The organism is Nocardia pneumoniae NBRC 100136, assembly GCF_000308755.1.
Lineage (GTDB): Bacteria > Actinomycetota > Actinomycetes > Mycobacteriales > Mycobacteriaceae > Nocardia > Nocardia pneumoniae.
Window position 1 is genome coordinate 147120 of sequence record NZ_BAGF01000017.1, and the last position, 18904, is coordinate 166023.

Here is an 18904-nt window from a genome sequence, read left to right on the forward strand (position 1 = left end):
GTACCGGGGGCTCGAATCGGCCGAGACGGGATCTCAGAAGAGGCCCGCCAGGCTGGTGTCGGTGGCCTGCAGGTCGGAGTTGCCGCTGCTGACCAACCGGCCCGCGCTTTCGAGCGTGGTGTTGAGCTGGGTGATGTTGGTGTTCCACTGCGCCTGCAGCGACGCGAACGCGTCGTTCGCGTCACCCTTCCAGTAGTTCGTCACGAAGTCGGTGACCTGCTTGTGGAAGTCTTCGAGCATGGACATGACGTTGCGCGCCTCGGCCACGATGGCCTGGGCGCCCGCGTCGACCTCGCCGAAGTTAGAGGCAATCCGTCCGGGATCGTTCGCTACCATGAGGAGCTCCTTGTTGTCTGTGGTTCAGCGGCGGAATCAGGGAAGGTCCAGGCTGGAGGCCTGCGCGGCCACCTGCTGGGCGAACTGCTGGTCCTGATCCGCGAACTTCCGTCCAGCGTGGGCGAGCTTGTCCGAGGTCTGATCCAGCTGGTCGCTCAGCTTCCGAGCCTGGGCGAAGTAGCTGTCCATGAACGTGTCGAACGCCTGACGCGCCGCACCGCTCCAGGTGGCGGTGGTCTGGTCCGACTTGTTGTTCAGTGCGGTGATCGCGGTCTGCAGATCCTGGTGCCGCTGCCGGCAGTTGTCCACAAACTTCGTGATCGCCTCTTCGCTCGCTTCGAGCTGTCCTGCCATTTCGGCTCCTTTCGGTTCCCGTCTCGGCCAACGGCGGAAGCCTCAGTTGGCCTGTACATCTGGTTGGACGCGGTGTGGGTCTGATCGGTTCCATCCGACTCGGAAAAAGTTCGGCATCGCCCCGCGAGATCAGTGCCCTGCGTCATCGTCCGGCTCGTCCATGGTTTCGGCGGCCACCCGCGGGCCCGCGCGGAAGACCACGGTGCGACCGGGTCTGCATGACTTGGTAACGCCAGCGCTCGGCTCCCCTCCTTCCCCCTGCTCGCTGCTGTAATGATCGGCGAGTGGGCTGGCTGGGTACACCTTACCGAACCCCTATGTCCGCCGCTACCAGCAGATTGCAGTTCACATGCGACGAAACACGTTAGCCCCGAAGCGAAGAGCTGTCGCGCGTTTGCCAGCAGTGCGCAGTGCGCCGCCGCACGCTGCTGAGCGTCCGGTAGCTGAGTTCCCCGGACATAGCCGACGTACTGGCGGTAGCGCGCACACGAAGTCGCTGACGCTGTTCGCCGTCGGAATCGGATGCGTTCGGCGTCAGGGCTCCCAGCGGCCACATTGTGGCGTCACGATGCACGCACCCACGACATCGACCAGGCGGCATCCCTGATCGTGCTGAATGGCATACCGTTGCGAGCGGTTACTTGACCCGGTTGCGCAGCACTGGAAGCAGCCGCTCGAGCAATGTCTGCTCGGAGGACTGACTCCAATTCCGTACGGCGGCCACGGCAGCGGGATCGTCCAGCGGGATCACCGTGGCGCGGGTGCCCGCGACCTGATAGGGGAGACCGAGCAGACCACCGCCGCCCGCCTTTTCGTCGCTGCGTACGGCCAGCACGTAACCGTCCGGCGCGACCTCCAGTTTCGCGGTGGACGTCAGTTCCCGCGGCGACGCCTCGTCGCCCTGCTTGGCGTAGTTCAGGTTGTAGACGAACCCGAGTTCTTCCAAGAACTTGGCCTGCGGGGTGCCGCCTAGGAAGATCGAGACCTGCGTGCCGCGCGGTACGTCCACCATCGTGATGGTCTTGCCCCGGAACACCGGATTGTTCGCGCGTGCCTGTTCCATCGGCGACAGCGAGCTGGGCGCGGCCGTGCTGCTCGTCGCGACGACGGCGGGGGCGGACTCGCCCCGGTTCAGCGCCCAGATGCCGATTCCCGCGGCGAGGGCGACGATGACGACGCCGATACCCGCCATGAGCAGGGGCTTACGGCTGGGCGATGGCGGGGTCGACGCGGCGTCGACTCGTGCGGCGGCCACGCGTGGGTCGGTCGCGGGCCGTGGGTCGAAAACCTGAACCGGGTAGGTCGGGGAGGTGTTGGTGGCGGTCGGGTTGTAGCCGGGGGTGAGGGCGCTCGCGGCCGCGTCGGTGAATTCACGGCAGCTGTTGAAGCGTTCGGCCGGGTTCTTCGCCATGGCGCGCGCGAAGACGTGGTCGATGGCCGGGGGCAGGCCCGGGTTGACCGCGGTGGCCGACGGCGGCGGCTCGTGCAGGTGACCCATCATCACCAGCGCGGGTTGCGTTCCCGGGTAGGGATTCCGGCCGGTGAGCAGTTTGAAGAACGAGCACGCGAGGCTGTAGACGTCGGCGCGGTGGTCGAGCGGGCTGCCGGTGAGCTGCTCGGGCGGGGCGTAGGCGATGGTGGCGACGAAACTGCCGGTCTGGGTGAGTTCGGTGGTGTCGTCGTTGGATTTGGCGACGCCGAAATCGGTGAGCAGGACGCGTTCTTCTTCGCCGTCCGCGGGCGAGGAGAGCAGGAAATTGGCCGGTTTGACGTCGCGGTGCAGCAGGCCTTTACGGTGCGCGTAATCGAGGCCTTTGCCGACCTCGGTCGTGATGCGCAGTGCGCGAAGCGGATTCATCGCATGCGGGTCGCGGGCGAGTTCGGCGGCGGCGTCGGTGCCGTCCACGTACTGCATGGCGATCCACAACTGGCCGTGTTCTTCACCGCGGTTGTACACCGAGACGATATTCGGGTGGTCGAGTCCGGCGGCGAGATTGGCCTCCCGCTCGAAGCGGGTGCGGAACTCGTAGTCGCGGCTGAGTTCACCGCCGAGCACCTTCAGCGCGTCGGTCCGCGGCAGGCTGGGATGCTTGGCCAGATACACGGTGCCCATACCGCCCGCACCGAGCACGCGCAGGATGCGGTATCCGCCGACGATGGTCCCGGGGCTCATCGCCATCTTTCACGATCTCCTGACTCGACGCGGGGCCACTGCGTTCGCCACGCAGCAGCATAGTGGACTCGGGTCGTGCCGAAACTGCGGCATTATCGGCTGTTCGCGAAAAGGGAATACTGTGCGGCCGCCCGCTGCTGGGCGTCGAGCAGCTGATTTCCGGAGACGAATCCGACATATTCTTTGTACGCCACGACGCAGGTGAATCGTTTGTCGTCGAATAGCCCGGACTTGTTCTCCACGCATGCCGAGTCGGGCAGATGCGGAGGCGGCTCGGCCGTCCCGGCCGTGAACGTCGGCGTCATGCGTTCCGCGGCGACCCGGCGCGCCGCCTCCGGGCCGGATGTGCGAATCACGAGTGTGCCATTGGACATTGCGAATTTCTCGGCGCCCATCGCCGTGAAACGTTCTTTCGCGTAGTTCCGGTCTTCGGCGTAATGCATGATCCCGCGCAGACCGAACAGCGCTTGCGTCGCGTCGAAACTCGGGGTCTGAACCTTGTTCGGGTTCAGTGTGCGGCTCAGCAGATGGTCCGGATCCCAGGGCAGCCGCAGCATCTGCTCCTCGGTCAGCGGTGGCAACTGGTCGAGCAGCGGAAGCTGGGTGTCGTACGCCTTCTCCGTCAGCGCGATCAAAGCGTCCCGGTCCGGCGCGTTGACCGACACGAGGAAGGCCACCAGGTACGGCCCGTGTGCGAGCACCGCGCGCAGGAAGGGCGAGCCGGGACGCCAATGCGCGCGTGCGTGCGGGTACTTGGGCAGCGCGACCGGCTCGTTCCGGTCGCGGTACGCGCCGAAATCGGCGTCGTGGAACTCGACCGCGGCTTGCCGGGCGCGATCCGGATCGGGGAATTGCATGACGACCGTGCTGACGGTTGTCGAGTTGGCCCGCGGTTTGGTCGGCCATCCCGAGGCGAACATGCTGATGTTCTGATCCGAGCCGTTGGTCCGGAATCCGAACATCATTCGGTTGCGCTGCGCGATCGGCTTCATGTCCTCCGGTCGGCCGAGTTCGTCGGGCAGGACCCCGCTGCTGACGCTCGATGACGACCAGCCGTACTTGAGCCGGGGGTCGATGTCGTAGGCGGAGACGACGTGATCGGCGAGCCGCATCGCGGCGATCTTGTTCATGTGGATGAACTGCGGCAGATAGTCGTCGTCGTGCGCGTTCGGGGGCTCGGTGGGGTAATTGCCGGTGTCCAGCTCGCGGATGTCGATTTCACCGGGCCGTGCGGTGCCCGTCATCGTGGAACCACAGGCGGCGAGGATCGCGGCGGAGACGACGCAGACGAGCACGGCCGAGACGGTGCGGATCGATCTCATGCGGCATTCACCAACAACGCGTACTGGGCGGAGATTCGTTGCTGCGCGTCGAGCAGCTGATGCGACCAGGCGAAGGCCGCGTAGCGGTCGTAGGACACCGAACAGTAGAACCGGACGGCGACGGTCTTGTTGCCGATGTACTCCTTGCACTGGGCGACGGGCAGACCTTTCGGTGACTCGGAGCCGCGGAACTTCTTGGTGAGGCCGCCACGCTCCTCCCGCAATCGCCGTGCCGCGGCCGCGTCGCGCGCCCGGAACAGATCGGTGCCGTCGGTCGCGAACCGATCCACTCCCGCCGCTTCGATCTGCCTGCGATCCTCGGCCGGATCGGTGCTGAAGTGCAGGGCGCCCTGGCCGGTGTACGCGCCGGGCGGGTCGATCCAGGAGTCTTCCCGTGGCCGTGGAAGGGCGCGATTCAGCATGCCGTCCATGTCGATCGGCAACGTCATCAGCTGGTCGACCGGTGTCGGGGTGAACCGGTTGATCGACGCGACCACGGTGTCGAGGCTCTTCTCGACCAGGCTGAGGAGCTCGGAAAGATCCACCTTCTCCAGGAAGATCTTCAGGTAGTCGTACACCCAGGTGTAGACGACGAATTTTCCGGTGGCGAACCAGGATCCGATCGATTGCTCCTGCGGCTGCCAGTGCGCGTGCGCGGCAGGGTACTTCGGTATCTGCACCGGCGTGTTCCGCTGATTGGCCTCGAAGTCGACCCGCTCCAGCGCGGCCGCCGCCGCGGCCGCCTTCTGTTCGTCGGGGAAGATCAGGACGGCGTTCACCAGGTCGGTGCCGCGGTTGTCCGGCGCGCTGCCCGCGTTGCTGAGGAATCCCGCGACGAAATCCGGTGCGGCCTCGGCGAACCGGGAGACATCCATGATCCGCCCGAGCGCGTTCTTGGGCTCGATGAAGATCTTCGAGATGGACGGGTTCGCGTGGACGAACGCCGGGTCGATGTCCGAAGGCGCGGGAACGAAGTTCGCCAGCCGCTCCGCCTCGACCATGCGCGCCTGCTCGGGATTCTTCACCGTCCCCAGCGCGCGCGGCTCGGTCGCGTAGTTGCCCACGTCCAGCTGGGCCAGGTCGACCGGAGGCGACGACTGCTCGGTACCGGCCTCCGAGCCGCCGCACGCGCCGGTGCCCGCGGCCACGACAGCGGCCACGATCAGGGCACAGGCGGTTCGGGTCGATCTCGATATCACGCCGGGCTGCACTGACTTCCCTCCCCTGACTGCGGTGGTTGCGGCGGAATGCTACTTCACCCCGCCGTGCGATCCGCCGATCGCACGGGTGACGACCGTCACCGCCGCGTGCTCAGAAACTGTTCGCCAGCAGCGCGTACTCCGCGGCGACCTTCTGTCGCACGTCCGGTTCCTTATCACTGGTGACGACCCCGACGTAACGCTTGTAGGCGACGTAGCAGCGGTACTTGTACTCCCGTTCCGGATCGCCCTTGCCGTTGAGCTGGAGACACTTGGCGCCGGGAACGTCCCTGGGAGCGCCGAGCGGGTCATAGTGCCCGCCTTCGCTTTCCAGCAGGCCGGTGACCAGCTTCTGCGCGGCGTCCGCGTCGCGGGTGCGGGCGACATAGCTGTCGTCGGCGACGGCGGTGCGGTCAACGCCCGCGTCCTCGATCAGGCGCAAGTGCGCGTCCTCGTCGTCGGCGCGGTGGACGGTGTGCAAGCCGCCGTACACGGCGAAGGTCGCCGGGTCGGGGGTGCGGTTGGCGCGGTCGGCGACCGCGACGCGAGCCAGCAGGCCGTCGGGGTCGACCTTCAGGGTGTCGAGTCGGGCGACCGGGGTGGGGGTGAACTTGTCCAGCTGCTGCACCTGGGCGGCGAGGGTCTTGTCGACCCATTTCACCAGGTCGTCGCCGTCGGCCCTCGGCCGCTGGATGAACAAGGAGATGACGAATTCCTTGTAGGCCATGAAGGTGCCGACGGTGGGAACGCCAGGGCGCCAGTGGATGAAGGCGTCGGGAAATTTGCTGGACGGCAATTTGCGGTTGTCCGGCGACACGGCGATGTCGACGTCCTCGAGCTCCCGGGCGGCGAGCTTCGCGGTGGCCTCGTCGGGGAAGCGGAACACGACATCGGTGACCGCCGTGGCTTCGGGGCCCGGGTTGTGCTGCCCCGCCGGATCAGGGCGGTCGGCGCCGCTGACGGCATACCCGACGACCAGCTTGCGATTGTCGAAGACCGGCTTGGACACCTTGGCCACGAAGTCGAGCGCCTGCTCGCCGTCCGCGACGACGGTGCTGCCGCGCCCGATCTTCAGGGACGGATCGATGCGCACGGTCGGGACCACCGCGTCGGACATCCGCATGCCTTCCAGCAGCGCCCCTTTGCCGCCGGACTCCTGGTCGTACGCGTGGCGGTCGACGGGATAGGTGCCGACTTCCAGCATTCGCACGTCGATTTCCCCGGCGGTGGGGGTGCCCCGCACGCCCGCGCAGCCGGTCAGCAATCCTGCCAATGCGAGACATGACGCGGTGAGCGCGATGCGTTGCGTCCGAACCATCTCAGGGCCCCTCGTTCCTCCCGTTGCTGACACTGAAGTTACCCGACGGACGCCGGGCAGGGGGACCGATGGTGTCCGTATTGCAATACCCTTGTCGGTGTGGCGACGACCCTGCACCGCATCCCCGGTAGAGGCCGATTCCGGTGATGGATCGGCAGGTCGAGGTCGTCGGAGGCAGCCATGCGGTGGCCAGGGTCGCCGGCGCGGTCATCGTCGTCGCGCACCGTAAGCCGGGCAGGCCGACCCACGATTCGCCCGCCGTCGTCGCACTCGAAGCACTGGCCGAACTGGTACGCGAGGCCACCGATCGGGAGCCGGACGGGCCGGGCGCCGTGGTGGCGCGGCAGGCGACGCGCTGGCTCATGAAACATGCCGAGCGGATCAGCCCTGGCGAACCGATCGACTTCGGCATCCTGTCCACCGCCGAGAACGGCGGCGTGGCGATCTTCCTGCACGGCGCGATCACCGCCGTGCTGGCCGATGACGGTTCGATCGAGCGGTATCGCGGCAGCGACGCGGCATTCACCGTGGACCGGGTCGCGAACGTCCCCGCGCGTGCGGTGGCCTTGTTCGTCGACGACGCGAAGGGCCGCATCCCGGATCTGCCGCCGGAGCGCGGCATCGGCTGGCTGGTCGAGGGTGTCGCGCAGGCCGGTGGTGCGATCGTGTGGTCCGACGGCGCGCGCGTCCGGATCCCGGCGCACGGCCGGGCAGCCCGCCCGGAAGGCGCGCATCGCCGCCCCGAAGCGCCACCGCTGCCGACCGCGCGCATCGAACACGAGCCGCCCGCCGAGTCCGACCGGCAGCAGGCCCAACCACATGCGCACGACCGGTCGGCGCCGTCCACCACAATGCGCGACGGCGAGTCCGAGCAGGCGCCGATCGACCCGCACCAGGCGCCGACGCAATTGGGCGGCACCAACCCCGCGCCGCGTCCGGACCCGGAACTACAGCGTCGTCTGGAGGCGACCGCGCGGGCCACGGCGCTCACCGTCAAGGTCATGGGATTCAAATGCGCGCGTGCGCATCCCACCGACCCGCGCGCCGCGTTCTGCACCGTGTGCGGAATGCCGGTGGACCAGACGCAGCCGCTGATCGAGGTGGTACGCCCGCCGCTGGGCATGCTGATCCTCGACGACGGCATGACCTACATGCTGGCCGCGGACGCGGTGATCGGCCGCGACCCGGAGCATTCCGCGGCGGCCGAGCGCGGCCTGGTACCGCTGCGCGTCGACGACTCTTCCGGCGGCATGTCCCGTGCGCACGCCGAGATCCGCCTGGTGAATTGGGATGTCACCGTGGTGGATCGGGGCTCCACCAACGGCACCCGCACCCGCCTGCCCGGCTACCGGGACTGGATGCGCCTGGCGGCGCACCAGTCCATGGTGCTCGTCCCCGGCGCCGAGATCATGCTCGGCAACCGGGTGCTGCGCTTCGAACTCGCCGCGCCGCCACCCTTCGGCCGCTGATCGCGCGCTGTGCGTTCGCGCGAACCATCCGGGGTCAGAGCCCAGCCATTGCGGATCAGGAATAGCGCGCCGCACAAATGCTTTCGCCGTTCAGGACTCCCGCGCGGAAAGCCTCGACCCGGGAGAAGCCGCTCGGCACGGTCTTGCCCTCGGCATCGCTGGCGGCCAAGCCGTCGGTGAGTAGACCCGAGACCGCCTCGTCCAGATCGCCCGCGGCGAGCTTGATGTCGCCCTGACTGACCGGCCGCCCGGATTCGGCGAGCTTGCCGGTGACCACTCCGGACAGGCAGGCAGCGCGAAGCGCGGTTTTGGCGCCGAAGAGACTCTGGCCGCGGCTCTGCTGGACGGCCAGGGTATATCGGGAGATGAACACGACGTAGCCGTTGTAGTCGCCGGTCACCTTGAGGGGTAGCGGGTCGTCCTCGTCGGAATTGGAGGTACCCCGCTCGGCGAGGCCGGGTATGTCCGTGGCGATCGTGTTCTGCGCCGGGCAATACGTGACCGGTTCGGTGACAACGCCGTCGCGGCAATCGATCGTCGCCCGGGAGTAGTCGTAAGTCGGCTCGTCGTCGACCGGCAGAATCGCTTTGAGCGCCTTGGTGAGCTCGACCAGGGCTTCCTTCGTCACGGGGAACTCGCCGCGCCCTTCGTCGCCGCTGAAACTCTGTGGCAGGTTGGCGCGGCGCTGGTCGATCTCGTCTTCGTCGATGCCCTTGCAGGCGCGCGGCCCATCGGTGAATCCGATCTGTACCGCGGTGACCCGTTCGAAGGCGGAGCCGTGCACGCTCTCCGGGTCGTCGGGGTCGGAGTCGCGGATGGCCACGGTGGCGGCGAGCACCGAGTTGAGGCCGTCGGAGGTGTTGATGGTGAAGTGTTTCGCCTTGCCCTCGGCGACGTGGCGCATGAACGCGCCCGCGAAGCAATCGGCCTGCTGCTCCTTGACGATCACCGGGTCCTTCGGTCCGACGATCTTGGCCATGGTCTGCACCGCGTGCCCGTACTCGTGCGCGAGCACCATCACCACGGCCATCTTCCCGAAGGTCTCCTCCATGGTGGGAAGCAGGACGGCGCGATCCCAGCCGATGGAATTGTCCAATCGGCAGTAGGCCGCGTTCACCAGACGGTAGGTGTTCTCCTTGCAGAACTCGATCGCCTCGCTGCGTCCGGACTTCGCGCTCCAGGAAACCAGCTTCTCGACCGGCTTGAACTCGCCTTGGAATTCCTTGCCGAACTCACCGCGCCAGTAGGTCTGGATGTCGTCGACAGCGTTGAGCGCGAGGGTGTCCATCGGGCCGCGGTCGCCGTTGGTCGCGGTCAGCGCGCTGTCCGGGACACCAGCGCGCGGTCCGCTCGGCCCGCTCGTGGTGGGCAGTCCGGCGACCTTGAACGGATCGTCGTAGATGGAGACGGCGTGGCCGTCCACGAATCGCGTACAGCCCCCGACCAGCACCAGAACGCTGAGCAGCGCCGTAACGAGCGCGGTCGCTTTGGCTGTCGGCATGGCTCCCCCTAGTCGGCCGGTAGCACGTTCACATCGGTCGCCGGATCGGGGCAAAGGCGCGTCGGGGGCACCGCCGATGTCCGGGTGATGGAATAGTATCCGCTGCATGTCTTCACCGGGGGCGCAGACCATCACCGTGCGCCATGATGGAAACGAACGAGTATTCGATTCGAGCCAGCAGGTCACCATGGGCCGCGCGCCGGAAGTGACGCTGTTCGTCGACAGCCCGCTCGTCTCCCGCGTGCACGCGACGCTGTCCTGGCAGGGCAGTGCCTGGGTGTTGACCGACAACAGGAGCACCAACGGCGTGTTCGTCGACGCCAGGAGGGTGACGCAGCCGGTGTCGATCGACCGGCCGACCCAGGTCCGGCTGGGTGACGCGATCAGCGGCCCGCTGCTACACCTGCTGCCCGCCAACCCGCAACCACCGCAACGGCCTTCGATGCGTCCGCCGCAACCGGTGCCGACGCCGGGACCGCCGCCGCAGGTTCGGCCACTCGCGCAACAGTTTCAGCGCCCGCACTATCCGCCGCCGCAGGACGCGCCCGCGCCCGTGCTGAACGTCAACATGACGACCAGGGCCGACACGTCGAACATGCCGCCGGTCCGGGCCAGGGCCGCCACGGCGCCGGTCGCCCGCGCGGACCGGATTCCCCCGACCGGTCTCGGCATCGGCCGCACCACCGACAACCAGATCGTCGTCAACGATCCGCTGGCCTCCCGCAAGCACGCCCGCCTCGTCGCCTCCGCCGAGGGACTGACCATCGAGGACCTCGGTTCGGCGAACGGCACGTTCGTCAACGGGCACCGGCAGCAGCGGGCGGTGCTGCGCGAACGCGACATCATCACCATCGGCAACGTCGACTTCGTCGTCCAGCAGGGCGCCCTGGTGCACCGGCAGAAGCCGGTCGCCGAGCAGGGACTGGCGGTGCACGGTGTCGGATTCACCGTCGAGGGCAACAAGCAACTGCTGGTCGACGTGAACATGTCGGCCAGCCGCGGGACGCTGACCGCGCTGATCGGTCCGTCCGGCGCGGGCAAGTCGACGCTGTCGCGGCTGATCGCGGGCACCACCCGGCCGTCGGGCGGCGTGGTCACCTTCGAGGGCCGCGACCTGCACGCCGAGTACGAGGCGCTGCGCTCCCGCATCGGCATGGTGCCGCAGGACGACGTGCTGCACCGCCAGCTCACCGTGCGCCAGGCGCTCGGTTTCGCGGCCGAGCTGCGGCTGCCCCGCGACAACAGCAAGGAAGACCGGCAGAAGGTGATCGACGGGGTGCTGCAAGAGCTTTCGCTCACCGAGCACGCCGACACCAGGGTCGACCGGCTCTCCGGCGGTCAGCGCAAACGCGCCTCGGTGGCGCTGGAGCTGCTGACCGGTCCGTCGCTGCTCATCCTGGACGAACCCACGTCGGGCCTGGACCCGGCGCTGGACCGGCAGGTCATGGTGATGCTGCGCGAGCTCGCCGACGCGGGCCGCGTGGTGATCGTGGTGACCCACTCGGTGGCGCACCTGGACATGTGCGATCAGGTGCTGCTGCTCGCGCCCGGCGGCAAGACCGCCTACTGCGGCAACCCCGCCGGTGTCGGCGCGGCGCTCGGCACCAGCGATTGGGCGGAGATCTTCGCCAATGTGGCGGCCAATCCGGATCAGGCGTTCGCGGCCTACCGCTCCCGGCAGGCGTTCGCGCCGCCGCCCCCTCCGCCACCGCAGCCGTACGGACCCGCGGGCAGTCCACCGCAGTCCAGTCGCGGCAAACAGTTCTCGACCCTGGCGCGCAGGCAGATCCGGCTGATCCTGGCCGACCGCGGCTACCTGGCGTTCCTGGTCGCCCTGCCGTTCATCCTCGGCCCGCTGGCGTTGGTGGTGCCAGGCAAGAACGGCTTCCAGCGTGGCGCGCTGAAGGCGCTGCCCGACGGCACGTTCGTGCCCGAAGGCGGCGGCGAGAGCCAGCAGTTGCTGGTGGTGCTGATTCTCAGCGCCTGCTTGATGGGCTCCGCGCTCACCGTCCGCGACTTGGTCGGCGAACGGACCATCTTCCAGCGGGAACGCGCGGTCGGACTGCTTCCTTCGGCGTATCTGATGGCGAAGATCGCCGTGTTCAGCTTCACCGCGCTGCTGCAGTCGGCGGTGCTGGTCGGCATCGTGCTCGCGGGCAAGAAGCGGCCGGGCGAGGGCACGGTGCTGGCACTCGGCAGCGCGGAGCTGTACATCGACATCGCGCTGACCGCGGTGTGCTGCGTGGTCGTCGGCCTGCTGCTCTCGTCGCTGGCGAAGTCGAACGAGCAGGTGATGCCGCTGCTGGTGGTGGCCGTCATGTGCCAGTTCGTCATGGCGGGCGGTCTGATCCCGGTCACCGGCCGGGTGGTGCTCGAGCAGGTGTCCTGGTTGTTCCCGGCCCGCTGGGGTTACGCCGCGGGCGCGTCGACGGTGAACATCCGCGAGTTGTTCCTCAGCGCGCAGCCCGACACGCTCTGGCAGCACAAGCCGGAGATCTGGGCGCTGGACATCGGCGTGCTGCTGTTGATCACCCTGGTGCTCGCGATCGTCACGTGGCGCCGGTTGCGACTGAAGAAGTCGGCGGCGTGAGGCCTTCCGCACGGCTCGCGGTCGCGCCCGCGCGGGAAAACGGCGACGACCGGGGGCGGGCCGCAACGGCGAGCATCTCGGCCGCGAACCGGGCAGACTAATGCCTGTGACGGTGCGAGTAGGGGCAGTGCATCTCGGCTGGGATGTGGTGTCCGTTGCGGCGGGCGGCGGTGGCGTTCCGATCCGCCCGGTGCAGGTGGAGGGTGTGTGGACGCCGCCGGCGTATTTGCTTGCGGATTCGTCGGGCCGGCTGCATACGCCGGGTGTGGAGCGCAACCGGCCCGATCTGGGGATGGCGATCGCCGACGTGCGCGACATCCTGGGTTATCCGCAGATCGTGGTCGCGGGCGCGACGTGGCCCGCCGAGCTGGTGTTCCGCGCGCGGATGTACAACCCGCTCGCGGAGATCGGCAAACACTTGCGCGGCAAACCGGACCTGGTGGCGCTGCCCTTCCCGGACGGCTGGCCGGACGAGAAGGTCGAGATCTACGCCTCGATGGTGGAACAGCTCGACGTCATCGTCGAGCCGCTGCCGGAGAGCGTGGCGCTGTCGGGTTACATCCGCGCGCTCGGGCTGGTGCGGCCGCCGGACCGGGCCAGGCCGAACGGCATCGGCGCGACGGGCGTGTACTCCGACGGCCGCACCATGCTGGTGGTCGCGGTGCACGGCGACGACGAGCAGCCCACCGAGTCGGTCGAGGTCCCGGTCGACGCGGAGGCCATGCGCGATGCCCGGTCGGCGGACAACGTCGTGATCGAGGCGATGGCGGCCGCCCGCTCGATCGGCGCGGACACCTCCACGGTCCTGCTGTCGGGCAACGTGCGTTTCAACGACGCGTTGCGCCTGGCTTTCCAGAACCATCTCGGGCACCGCTTGCACGTGGCCGACCATCCCATGCACGCGCTGGTGCTCGGCGCCGTCCATCTGCTGGTGAGCGACACCGAGGCCGCCGAACCGGAGCCGCCGGGCCGACCCGTCGCCGAACCCGCTCCCGTCCCGCAGCGTCCGGCGGACCCCCGCCAGCAGGCCGAATACGCCCAGCGGCAGGCGGAGGCCATGCCACGGCCGGAGACGCAGCAGCAACCGGCCCCCGGCCAGCACGGTCCTGGGCAGGGGTCGTCCCGGCCGGTGCCGGGCGTCCAATACGGTCCGGGATATCCCACCCAGCCCGACGAGGCGCCGCGCGGTCTCCCGCCGAACCTCGCCGAACTCGGCAGCCGGTTCACCCGGCCACCGAGCGCGCCGGACGATCAGCGCGGCAGCGCGCCCGGACGTCCGCAGGGCGAGTTCGCCGGGCCGCCGCCCGGTGGCCCGGTGCCGCCGCTCGGGCCGCGGCCGCCGTATCAGGGAGCCCCTGATCAGCAGGGCGCGCAGCAGCCGTACCACGGCGCGCAGGAGCAACCGGGCCACGGTTCGTGGCAGCCATCCGACGCCGATGACGCCGAGGAGCAGCGCCGCAAGGGCAAGATCTGGAACAAGATGAAGGGCAATCTGTTCGGCGCCAACACCGTCGTCGGTGCGGTGGCGCTGGCCGTGGTCGCGCTTCCGGCCGGGACGGATCAGGCCGAGCTGACCGCGCGCCCGGCAGGTTTCGACGCGGGCTCGGTCACCCGCCTGGACGAGGTGGCGGCGCGGGGCGAGGCGGAGCCGATCGCATGCCCGCTCACGCCCTACGCCATCAACCAGCCGAAGCCGGGGATCGCCACCACCAAGGGCAACCTGTCCGAAGACCACGGCGGCGACCCGGACTGCGGGCGGCCGGGCATCGATACCCTGCGCTACCTGGTCCCGGGGCCGCCCGGCGCCATCGACCTCGGCCCGCCGATCGAGATCTGACGCGATTTCTTTCCGGCGCTACCCCGCTGGTATCGTGGCCCGTTGGTGTGTGGAACGCCCGGCCGATCTCCTGATGAATCGTGCCGGTCGTCCGCCGAGTCCCGGGTCTCCACCGGCCGCCGGGATCACCTCGACCACACGCCGGGCTGGCAACACCGACGACAGACAGGGAAGCACTGTGCCTACGTACAGCCCCAAGGCGGGTGACGTGACCCGTCAGTGGTACGTCATCGACGCCACTGACGTAGTGCTCGGCCGTCTCGCCGTCCAGGCAGCGAATCTGCTGCGTGGCAAGACGAAGCCGACCTACGCTCCGAACGTCGATGGTGGCGATTTCGTCATCATCATCAACGCCGACAAGGTCGCCATCAGCGGCAACAAGCGGCAGGACAAGCTGATCCACCACCACTCCGGGCACCCGGGCGGCCTCAAGTCGCGGACCGTCGGTCAGGTGTTGGAGACCCGGCCCGATCGGCTCGTCGAGAAGGCCGTCAAGGGCATGATCCCGAAGAACAAGCTCGGCAACGCGATCGCGAGCAAGCTGAAGGTCTACGCGGGCCCGACGCATCCGCACGCCGCCCAGCAGCCCATTCCGTTCGAGATCAAGCAGGTGGCCCAGTGACCGCTCCCGAGGAATTCAACGAGGACTACGCCGAGGAGTTCGACGCCGAGGCCGTCGAGGACGGCGCGGGCTACGAGGAGACCGAGGTCTCGCCGTCGTACTCGCCGGTCGTGATCGACCGCCCGGTGCAGACCGTCGGCCGCCGCAAGGAGGCCGTCGTCCGCGTGCGCCTGCTGCCCGGCACCGGCAACTTCGTGCTCAACGGCCGCACCATCGAGGACTACTTCCCGAACAAGGTGCACCAGCAGCTGGTCAAGTCGCCGCTGGTGACCGTCGAGCGCACCGAGTCCTTCGACGTGCACGCCCGCCTGGTCGGCGGCGGCCCGTCCGGCCAGGCAGGCGCCCTGCGGCTGGCCATCGCCCGCGCGTTGATCGAGGTCACCCCGGAGGATCGTCCCGCCCTGAAGCGGGCCGGCTTCCTGACCCGTGACCCGCGCGCCACCGAGCGCAAGAAGTACGGCCTGAAGAAGGCGCGCAAGGCGCCGCAGTACTCGAAGCGCTGATTTCGGCAGCGTCGACCACGGCATCCGGCGCCCCCGCGGCACCGGATGCCGTGGACGTGGACAGAAAGCGAAGCCCGCGCAACCGGTCGAGGGCGCCGCTTTCGCCGCGTCCATACGGTACGGTCGACGCGGCAGCTGTACGAGAGCAGGCTCCCAGCGAACAGCTGGTCGCCTGCTCTCGTGCTGTATGAACTCGCGGTGTTCGCGGTGCCCCACGTGGTGACACAATTTGCCGTCTCCCGGGCCGTCGCTCGCATCGCGGATCCACCGATGTAGGGGCGAGGAATGGGACGTTTGTTCGGCACCGACGGAGTCCGCGGGCTTGCCAACGAGTCGCTGAGTCCGGAGCTCGCGCTGCGCGTTTCCGGCGCGGCCGCGCAGATCCTCAGTCGCGGCAAGAATCGCGCGCTCGCGGTGGTCGGACGCGACCCGCGGGCCAGCGGCGAGATGCTGGAGGCCGCCGTGACGGCGGGGCTGACCGCGGCGGGGGTGGACGTGCTCTCGGTGGGGGTGTTGCCGACCCCGGCCGTCGCCTACCTCACCGGTTTGTACGACGCGTGTCTGGGCGTGATGATCTCCGCCTCGCACAACCCCATGCCCGACAACGGGATCAAGATCTTCGCCGCTGGCGGGCACAAACTCGACGACGCGATCGAGGACCGGATCGAGGCGCTGATCGCCGCGGACACCCCGTTCCGCCCGACCGGCGCGGGCATCGGCCGAGTCCGCAACGCGGCGGGCGCACGCGATCAGGGCCTGGTCATCCCGGACCAATACAGCCTCGCGGGCACCCATGAGCGCTACGTCGAGCACCTGGTGGAAGCGACCGGACAGGATTTGTCCGGACTGACCGTCGTGGTCGACTGCGCGCACGGCGCCGCCGCGGAGGTCGGACCCGCCGCCTATCGCGAGGCGGGCGCGACCGTCATCGCCATCAACGCCGAGCCCGATGGGCTGAACATCAACGACGGCTGCGGCTCCACCCATCTCGACCAGGTCCGGGCCGCGGTGCTGGAGCACGGCGCCGATCTGGGTCTCGCACACGACGGCGACGCCGACCGCTGCCTGGCCGTCGACGCCGACGGCGCCGTCGTCGACGGCGACGCCATTCTGGCGATTCTGGCCCTGGCCATGCACGAGGCGGGGGAACTGGCCCACGACACCCTCGTCGCCACGGTGATGAGCAACCTGGGCCTGCACATCGCCATGCGGGCGGCCGGAATCACCGTGCGCACCACCGCCGTCGGCGACCGCTACGTGCTGGAGGAGTTGCGGCGCGGCGGGTTCACCCTCGGCGGCGAGCAGTCGGGACACGTGGTCTTCCCGCGCTACGGCACCACCGGCGACGGCATCCTGACCGGCTTGCGCCTGATGGCCCGGATGGCGCGGACCGGGCGCACCCTGGCCGATCTGGCGAGCGTGCTGCACACCGTGCCGCAGGTCCTGGTGAACGTGCCGGTGGGCGACAAATCGCTGGTCGCGCGCGCACCCGAGGTGCGGGCGGCGGTGCAGGAGGCGGAGCGGTTGCTCGGCGACTCCGGCCGAGTCCTATTGCGTCCCAGCGGCACCGAGGAACTCGTGCGGGTCATGGTGGAGGCCACCGACCTGGCGCAGGCGCGGCAGCTGGCGGACGATCTCGCCAAGCGCGTCGCGGCTGTGTAGTTTTGGCAGCGCCTGTGGCGCTGCGTGTTCGCGGCCCCTCTGTGGCTCGCGTCCGAGCGACCGCCGCTGGCGACTTCGTCGCGGACGCGGCGGCCGCTCGGACGCGAGCCGGGCCGCGAACGGGCAATGCTCGGTCTCGCTGCGCTCGAAAACGGGAGTTGGGCCGACGTGGCCGCGTTCTGCGGAGAGAAGCGGCGTTGATTGCCCGCCTTCTATGTCCGCCGTCTTCTGCTGGAGGTTCCGGAGCCGTGCCGCATTTTTGCGCGGCGTATCTTGGTTCTCGGCACTAGACGCGATCAGATCCTTTCGGTGAGGACGCCCGCGCTCATGTGCCAGCGGCGTGTCGCGCGGACGGTGTCGAGCATGCGGCGGTCGTGCGTGACGAGCAGCAGTGTGCCGGTGAAGGATTCGACGGCCTGCTCCAACTGTTCGATGGCGGGCAGGTCCAAGTGGTTGGTCGGCTCGTCCAGCACGAGCAGGTTGACGCCGCGGGCTTGCAGCAGCGCGAGGGCGGCGCGGGTGCGTTCGCCCGGCGAGAGCGTGTCGCAGGGACGCAGCACGTGCGTACCGCGCAGGCCGAATTTGGCCAACAGTGTGCGCAGCTCCGCTTCCGGCCGGTCCGGCAGTTCGGCGCCGAAGGTCTCGGCCAGTGCCGCGGTTCCGCGGAACAGTCCGCGCGCCTGATCGACCTCGCCGATCGCGACGCCGGACCCGAGGCTCGCGGTTCCGCCGTCCGGCTGGATCCGTCCCAGCAGCACGGCCAAGAGGGTGGACTTTCCGGAGCCGTTCGCCCCGGTGAGCACGATGCGGTCGGCCCAGTCGATCTGGGTGCTGATCGGGCCGAGCGTGAAATCGCCACGGGTGACGGTCGCTTCGGACAGGGTGGCGACCACCGAGCCACTGCGCGGGGCGGCGGCGATGCTCATCCGCAACTCCCACTCCTTGCGTGGCTCCTCCACCACCTCGAGCCGCTCGATGCGGCGCTGGGTCTGCCTGGCCTTGGCCGCTTGCTTCTCGGTGGCTTCGGCGCGCATCTTGCGGCCCGCCTTGTCCGAATCCAGCTTCCTGGGGTCGCGCGCCTTGCGGCGTGCGGTGCGGACGCCGTGTTCGAGCCAGTTGCGCTGCATCTGCGCGCGTGCTTCCAGGCCCGCCTTGGTGTCGGCGTACTCCTCGTAAGCCTCGCGCGCGTGCTGCCGAGCGATCTCCCGCTCCATCAAATACGCCTCGTAGCCGCCGTCGTACAGCCCGACCTGCTGCTGGGCCAGATCCAGCTCCACGACGCGATTCACCGTGCGCGCCAAGAACTCTCGATCGTGGCTGATCACCATCAGCGGAACCCGGACACCGGCGACGAACTGCTCCAAGCGCGCCAGGCCGTCCAGGTCCAGATCGTTGGTCGGCTCGTCCAGCAGCAGGATGTCGAAGCGGGACAGCAGGACCGAGGCCAGTCCGGCCCGCGCGGCCTGGCCGCCGGACAAGCCGGTCATCGGAGTGTCCAGGCCATTCGGGAGGCTGTCGGCGAGGCCGAGGTCGGCGGCCACCTCATGGGCACGCTGGTCCAGGTCGGCGCCACCGAGGGCGAGCCAGCGCTCCAGCGCGGGCGAGTACTCGTCGGGGCCGCCTTCGGCGAGGTGCTCGGCCGCCGCGTCCATCGCTTGCTGCGCCGCGGTGACTCCCGTTCGCCGGCCGAGGAACTCGAGCACGGTCTCGCCGGGCACCCGCTGCGCCTCTTGGGCCAGATAGCCCACCGTCGCGTCCGGCGGACTGAGCGTGATGCTGCCCGTCGGCGTGTGCCGATCGGCGAGCATCCGCAGCAGCGTCGACTTGCCCGCGCCGTTCACGCCGACCAAGCCGATGACGTCACCCGGCGCCAGGGTCAGATCGAGGTCGGCGAACAGCGTGCGCGCGCCGTGACCGGCCGACAGGCCGCGGGCATGCAGAGTGGTGCTCACCAGCAAGAGTCTGCCGTGCTCGGGGTTGCACCCTGAGGTCGGCCCCGGGAGAAATCAGGGTTGGTA

The 18904-nt window shown here is 68.9% G+C and carries 15 protein-coding genes; 6 read left to right on the top strand and 9 right to left on the bottom strand.

Annotated features, from left to right (window positions below):
• Positions 1-33: 33 nt before the first annotated feature.
• The 7 genes from ON34_RS04265 to ON34_RS04290 form a co-directional block, all read right to left on the bottom strand.
• Complete coding sequence (locus tag ON34_RS04265; protein WP_040774528.1) at positions 34-336, bottom strand: WXG100 family type VII secretion target; 303 nt, start codon at positions 334-336, stop codon at positions 34-36.
• Positions 337-372: 36 nt separating this feature from the next.
• Positions 373-690, bottom strand: coding sequence for a WXG100 family type VII secretion target (locus ON34_RS04270; RefSeq protein WP_040774529.1), 318 nt, complete (start codon positions 688-690; stop codon positions 373-375).
• Positions 591-1244 carry a DUF7373 family lipoprotein gene (locus tag ON34_RS38755; RefSeq protein WP_444543826.1) on the bottom strand — a complete coding sequence of 218 codons (654 nt, stop codon included), beginning with the start codon at positions 1242-1244 and terminating at the stop codon, positions 591-593. The genes ON34_RS04270 and ON34_RS38755 overlap by 100 nt, the downstream gene beginning before the upstream one ends.
• Before the next feature lie 83 nt (positions 1245-1327).
• Entirely contained in the window at positions 1328-2869 is a 1542-nt protein-coding gene (locus ON34_RS04275; RefSeq protein ID WP_040774531.1) for a serine/threonine-protein kinase, read from the bottom strand.
• 86 nt (positions 2870-2955) lie between these two features.
• Complete coding sequence (locus ON34_RS04280; protein ID WP_040774534.1) at positions 2956-4185, bottom strand: DUF7373 family lipoprotein; 1230 nt, start codon at positions 4183-4185, stop codon at positions 2956-2958.
• Entirely contained in the window at positions 4182-5345 is a 1164-nt protein-coding gene (locus tag ON34_RS04285) for a DUF7373 family lipoprotein (RefSeq protein ID WP_245547881.1), read from the bottom strand. The genes ON34_RS04280 and ON34_RS04285 overlap by 4 nt, the downstream gene beginning before the upstream one ends.
• 151 nt (positions 5346-5496) lie before the next feature.
• Positions 5497-6702, bottom strand: coding sequence for a DUF7373 family lipoprotein (locus ON34_RS04290; RefSeq protein WP_040774540.1), 1206 nt, complete (start codon positions 6700-6702; stop codon positions 5497-5499).
• A gap of 146 nt (positions 6703-6848) precedes the next feature.
• On the opposite strand from ON34_RS04290, the gene ON34_RS04295 reads away from it, so the two are divergent.
• On the top strand, positions 6849-8171 hold the full coding sequence (locus tag ON34_RS04295) for an FHA domain-containing protein (RefSeq protein WP_040774543.1): 1323 nt from the start codon (positions 6849-6851) through the stop codon (positions 8169-8171).
• Between the two features lie 55 nt (positions 8172-8226).
• Here the strand turns inward: ON34_RS04295 and ON34_RS04300 are convergent, their stop codons facing one another.
• Positions 8227-9672, bottom strand: a complete 1446-nt coding sequence (locus tag ON34_RS04300; protein WP_051022137.1) for a neutral zinc metallopeptidase — start codon at positions 9670-9672, stop codon at positions 8227-8229.
• Positions 9673-9778: 106 nt separating this feature from the next.
• Here ON34_RS04300 and ON34_RS04305 point away from each other — a divergent pair, with 106 nt between their 5' ends.
• The 5 genes from ON34_RS04305 to glmM all read left to right on the top strand — a co-directional run bounded on the left by ON34_RS04305 (position 9779) and on the right by glmM (position 16886).
• Entirely contained in the window at positions 9779-12262 is a 2484-nt protein-coding gene (locus tag ON34_RS04305; protein ID WP_040774546.1) for an FHA domain-containing protein, read from the top strand.
• 100 nt (positions 12263-12362) lie between these two features.
• On the top strand, positions 12363-14099 hold the full coding sequence (locus tag ON34_RS33315; RefSeq protein WP_051022138.1) for a hypothetical protein: 1737 nt from the start codon (positions 12363-12365) through the stop codon (positions 14097-14099).
• A 178-nt stretch (positions 14100-14277) separates the two neighbouring features.
• Positions 14278-14721: a 50S ribosomal protein L13 gene (rplM, locus tag ON34_RS04315; protein WP_040774548.1), complete on the top strand. Its 444-nt coding sequence runs from the start codon at positions 14278-14280 to the stop codon at positions 14719-14721.
• The gene (gene rpsI, locus ON34_RS04320; RefSeq protein ID WP_040774550.1) at positions 14718-15224 is read left to right on the top strand and encodes a 30S ribosomal protein S9; all 507 of its coding nucleotides are present in this window, start codon (positions 14718-14720) and stop codon (positions 15222-15224) included. The genes rplM and rpsI overlap by 4 nt, the downstream gene beginning before the upstream one ends.
• Positions 15225-15509: 285 nt before the next feature.
• Positions 15510-16886 (top strand): phosphoglucosamine mutase, encoded by a 1377-nt coding sequence (glmM, locus tag ON34_RS04325; RefSeq protein WP_040774553.1) that lies wholly within the window; start codon positions 15510-15512, stop codon positions 16884-16886.
• A gap of 296 nt (positions 16887-17182) precedes the next feature.
• On the opposite strand, the gene ON34_RS04330 is transcribed toward glmM, so the two are convergent.
• Positions 17183-18838, bottom strand: coding sequence for an ABC-F family ATP-binding cassette domain-containing protein (locus ON34_RS04330; protein WP_040774709.1), 1656 nt, complete (start codon positions 18836-18838; stop codon positions 17183-17185).
• Positions 18839-18904 lie beyond the last annotated feature (66 nt).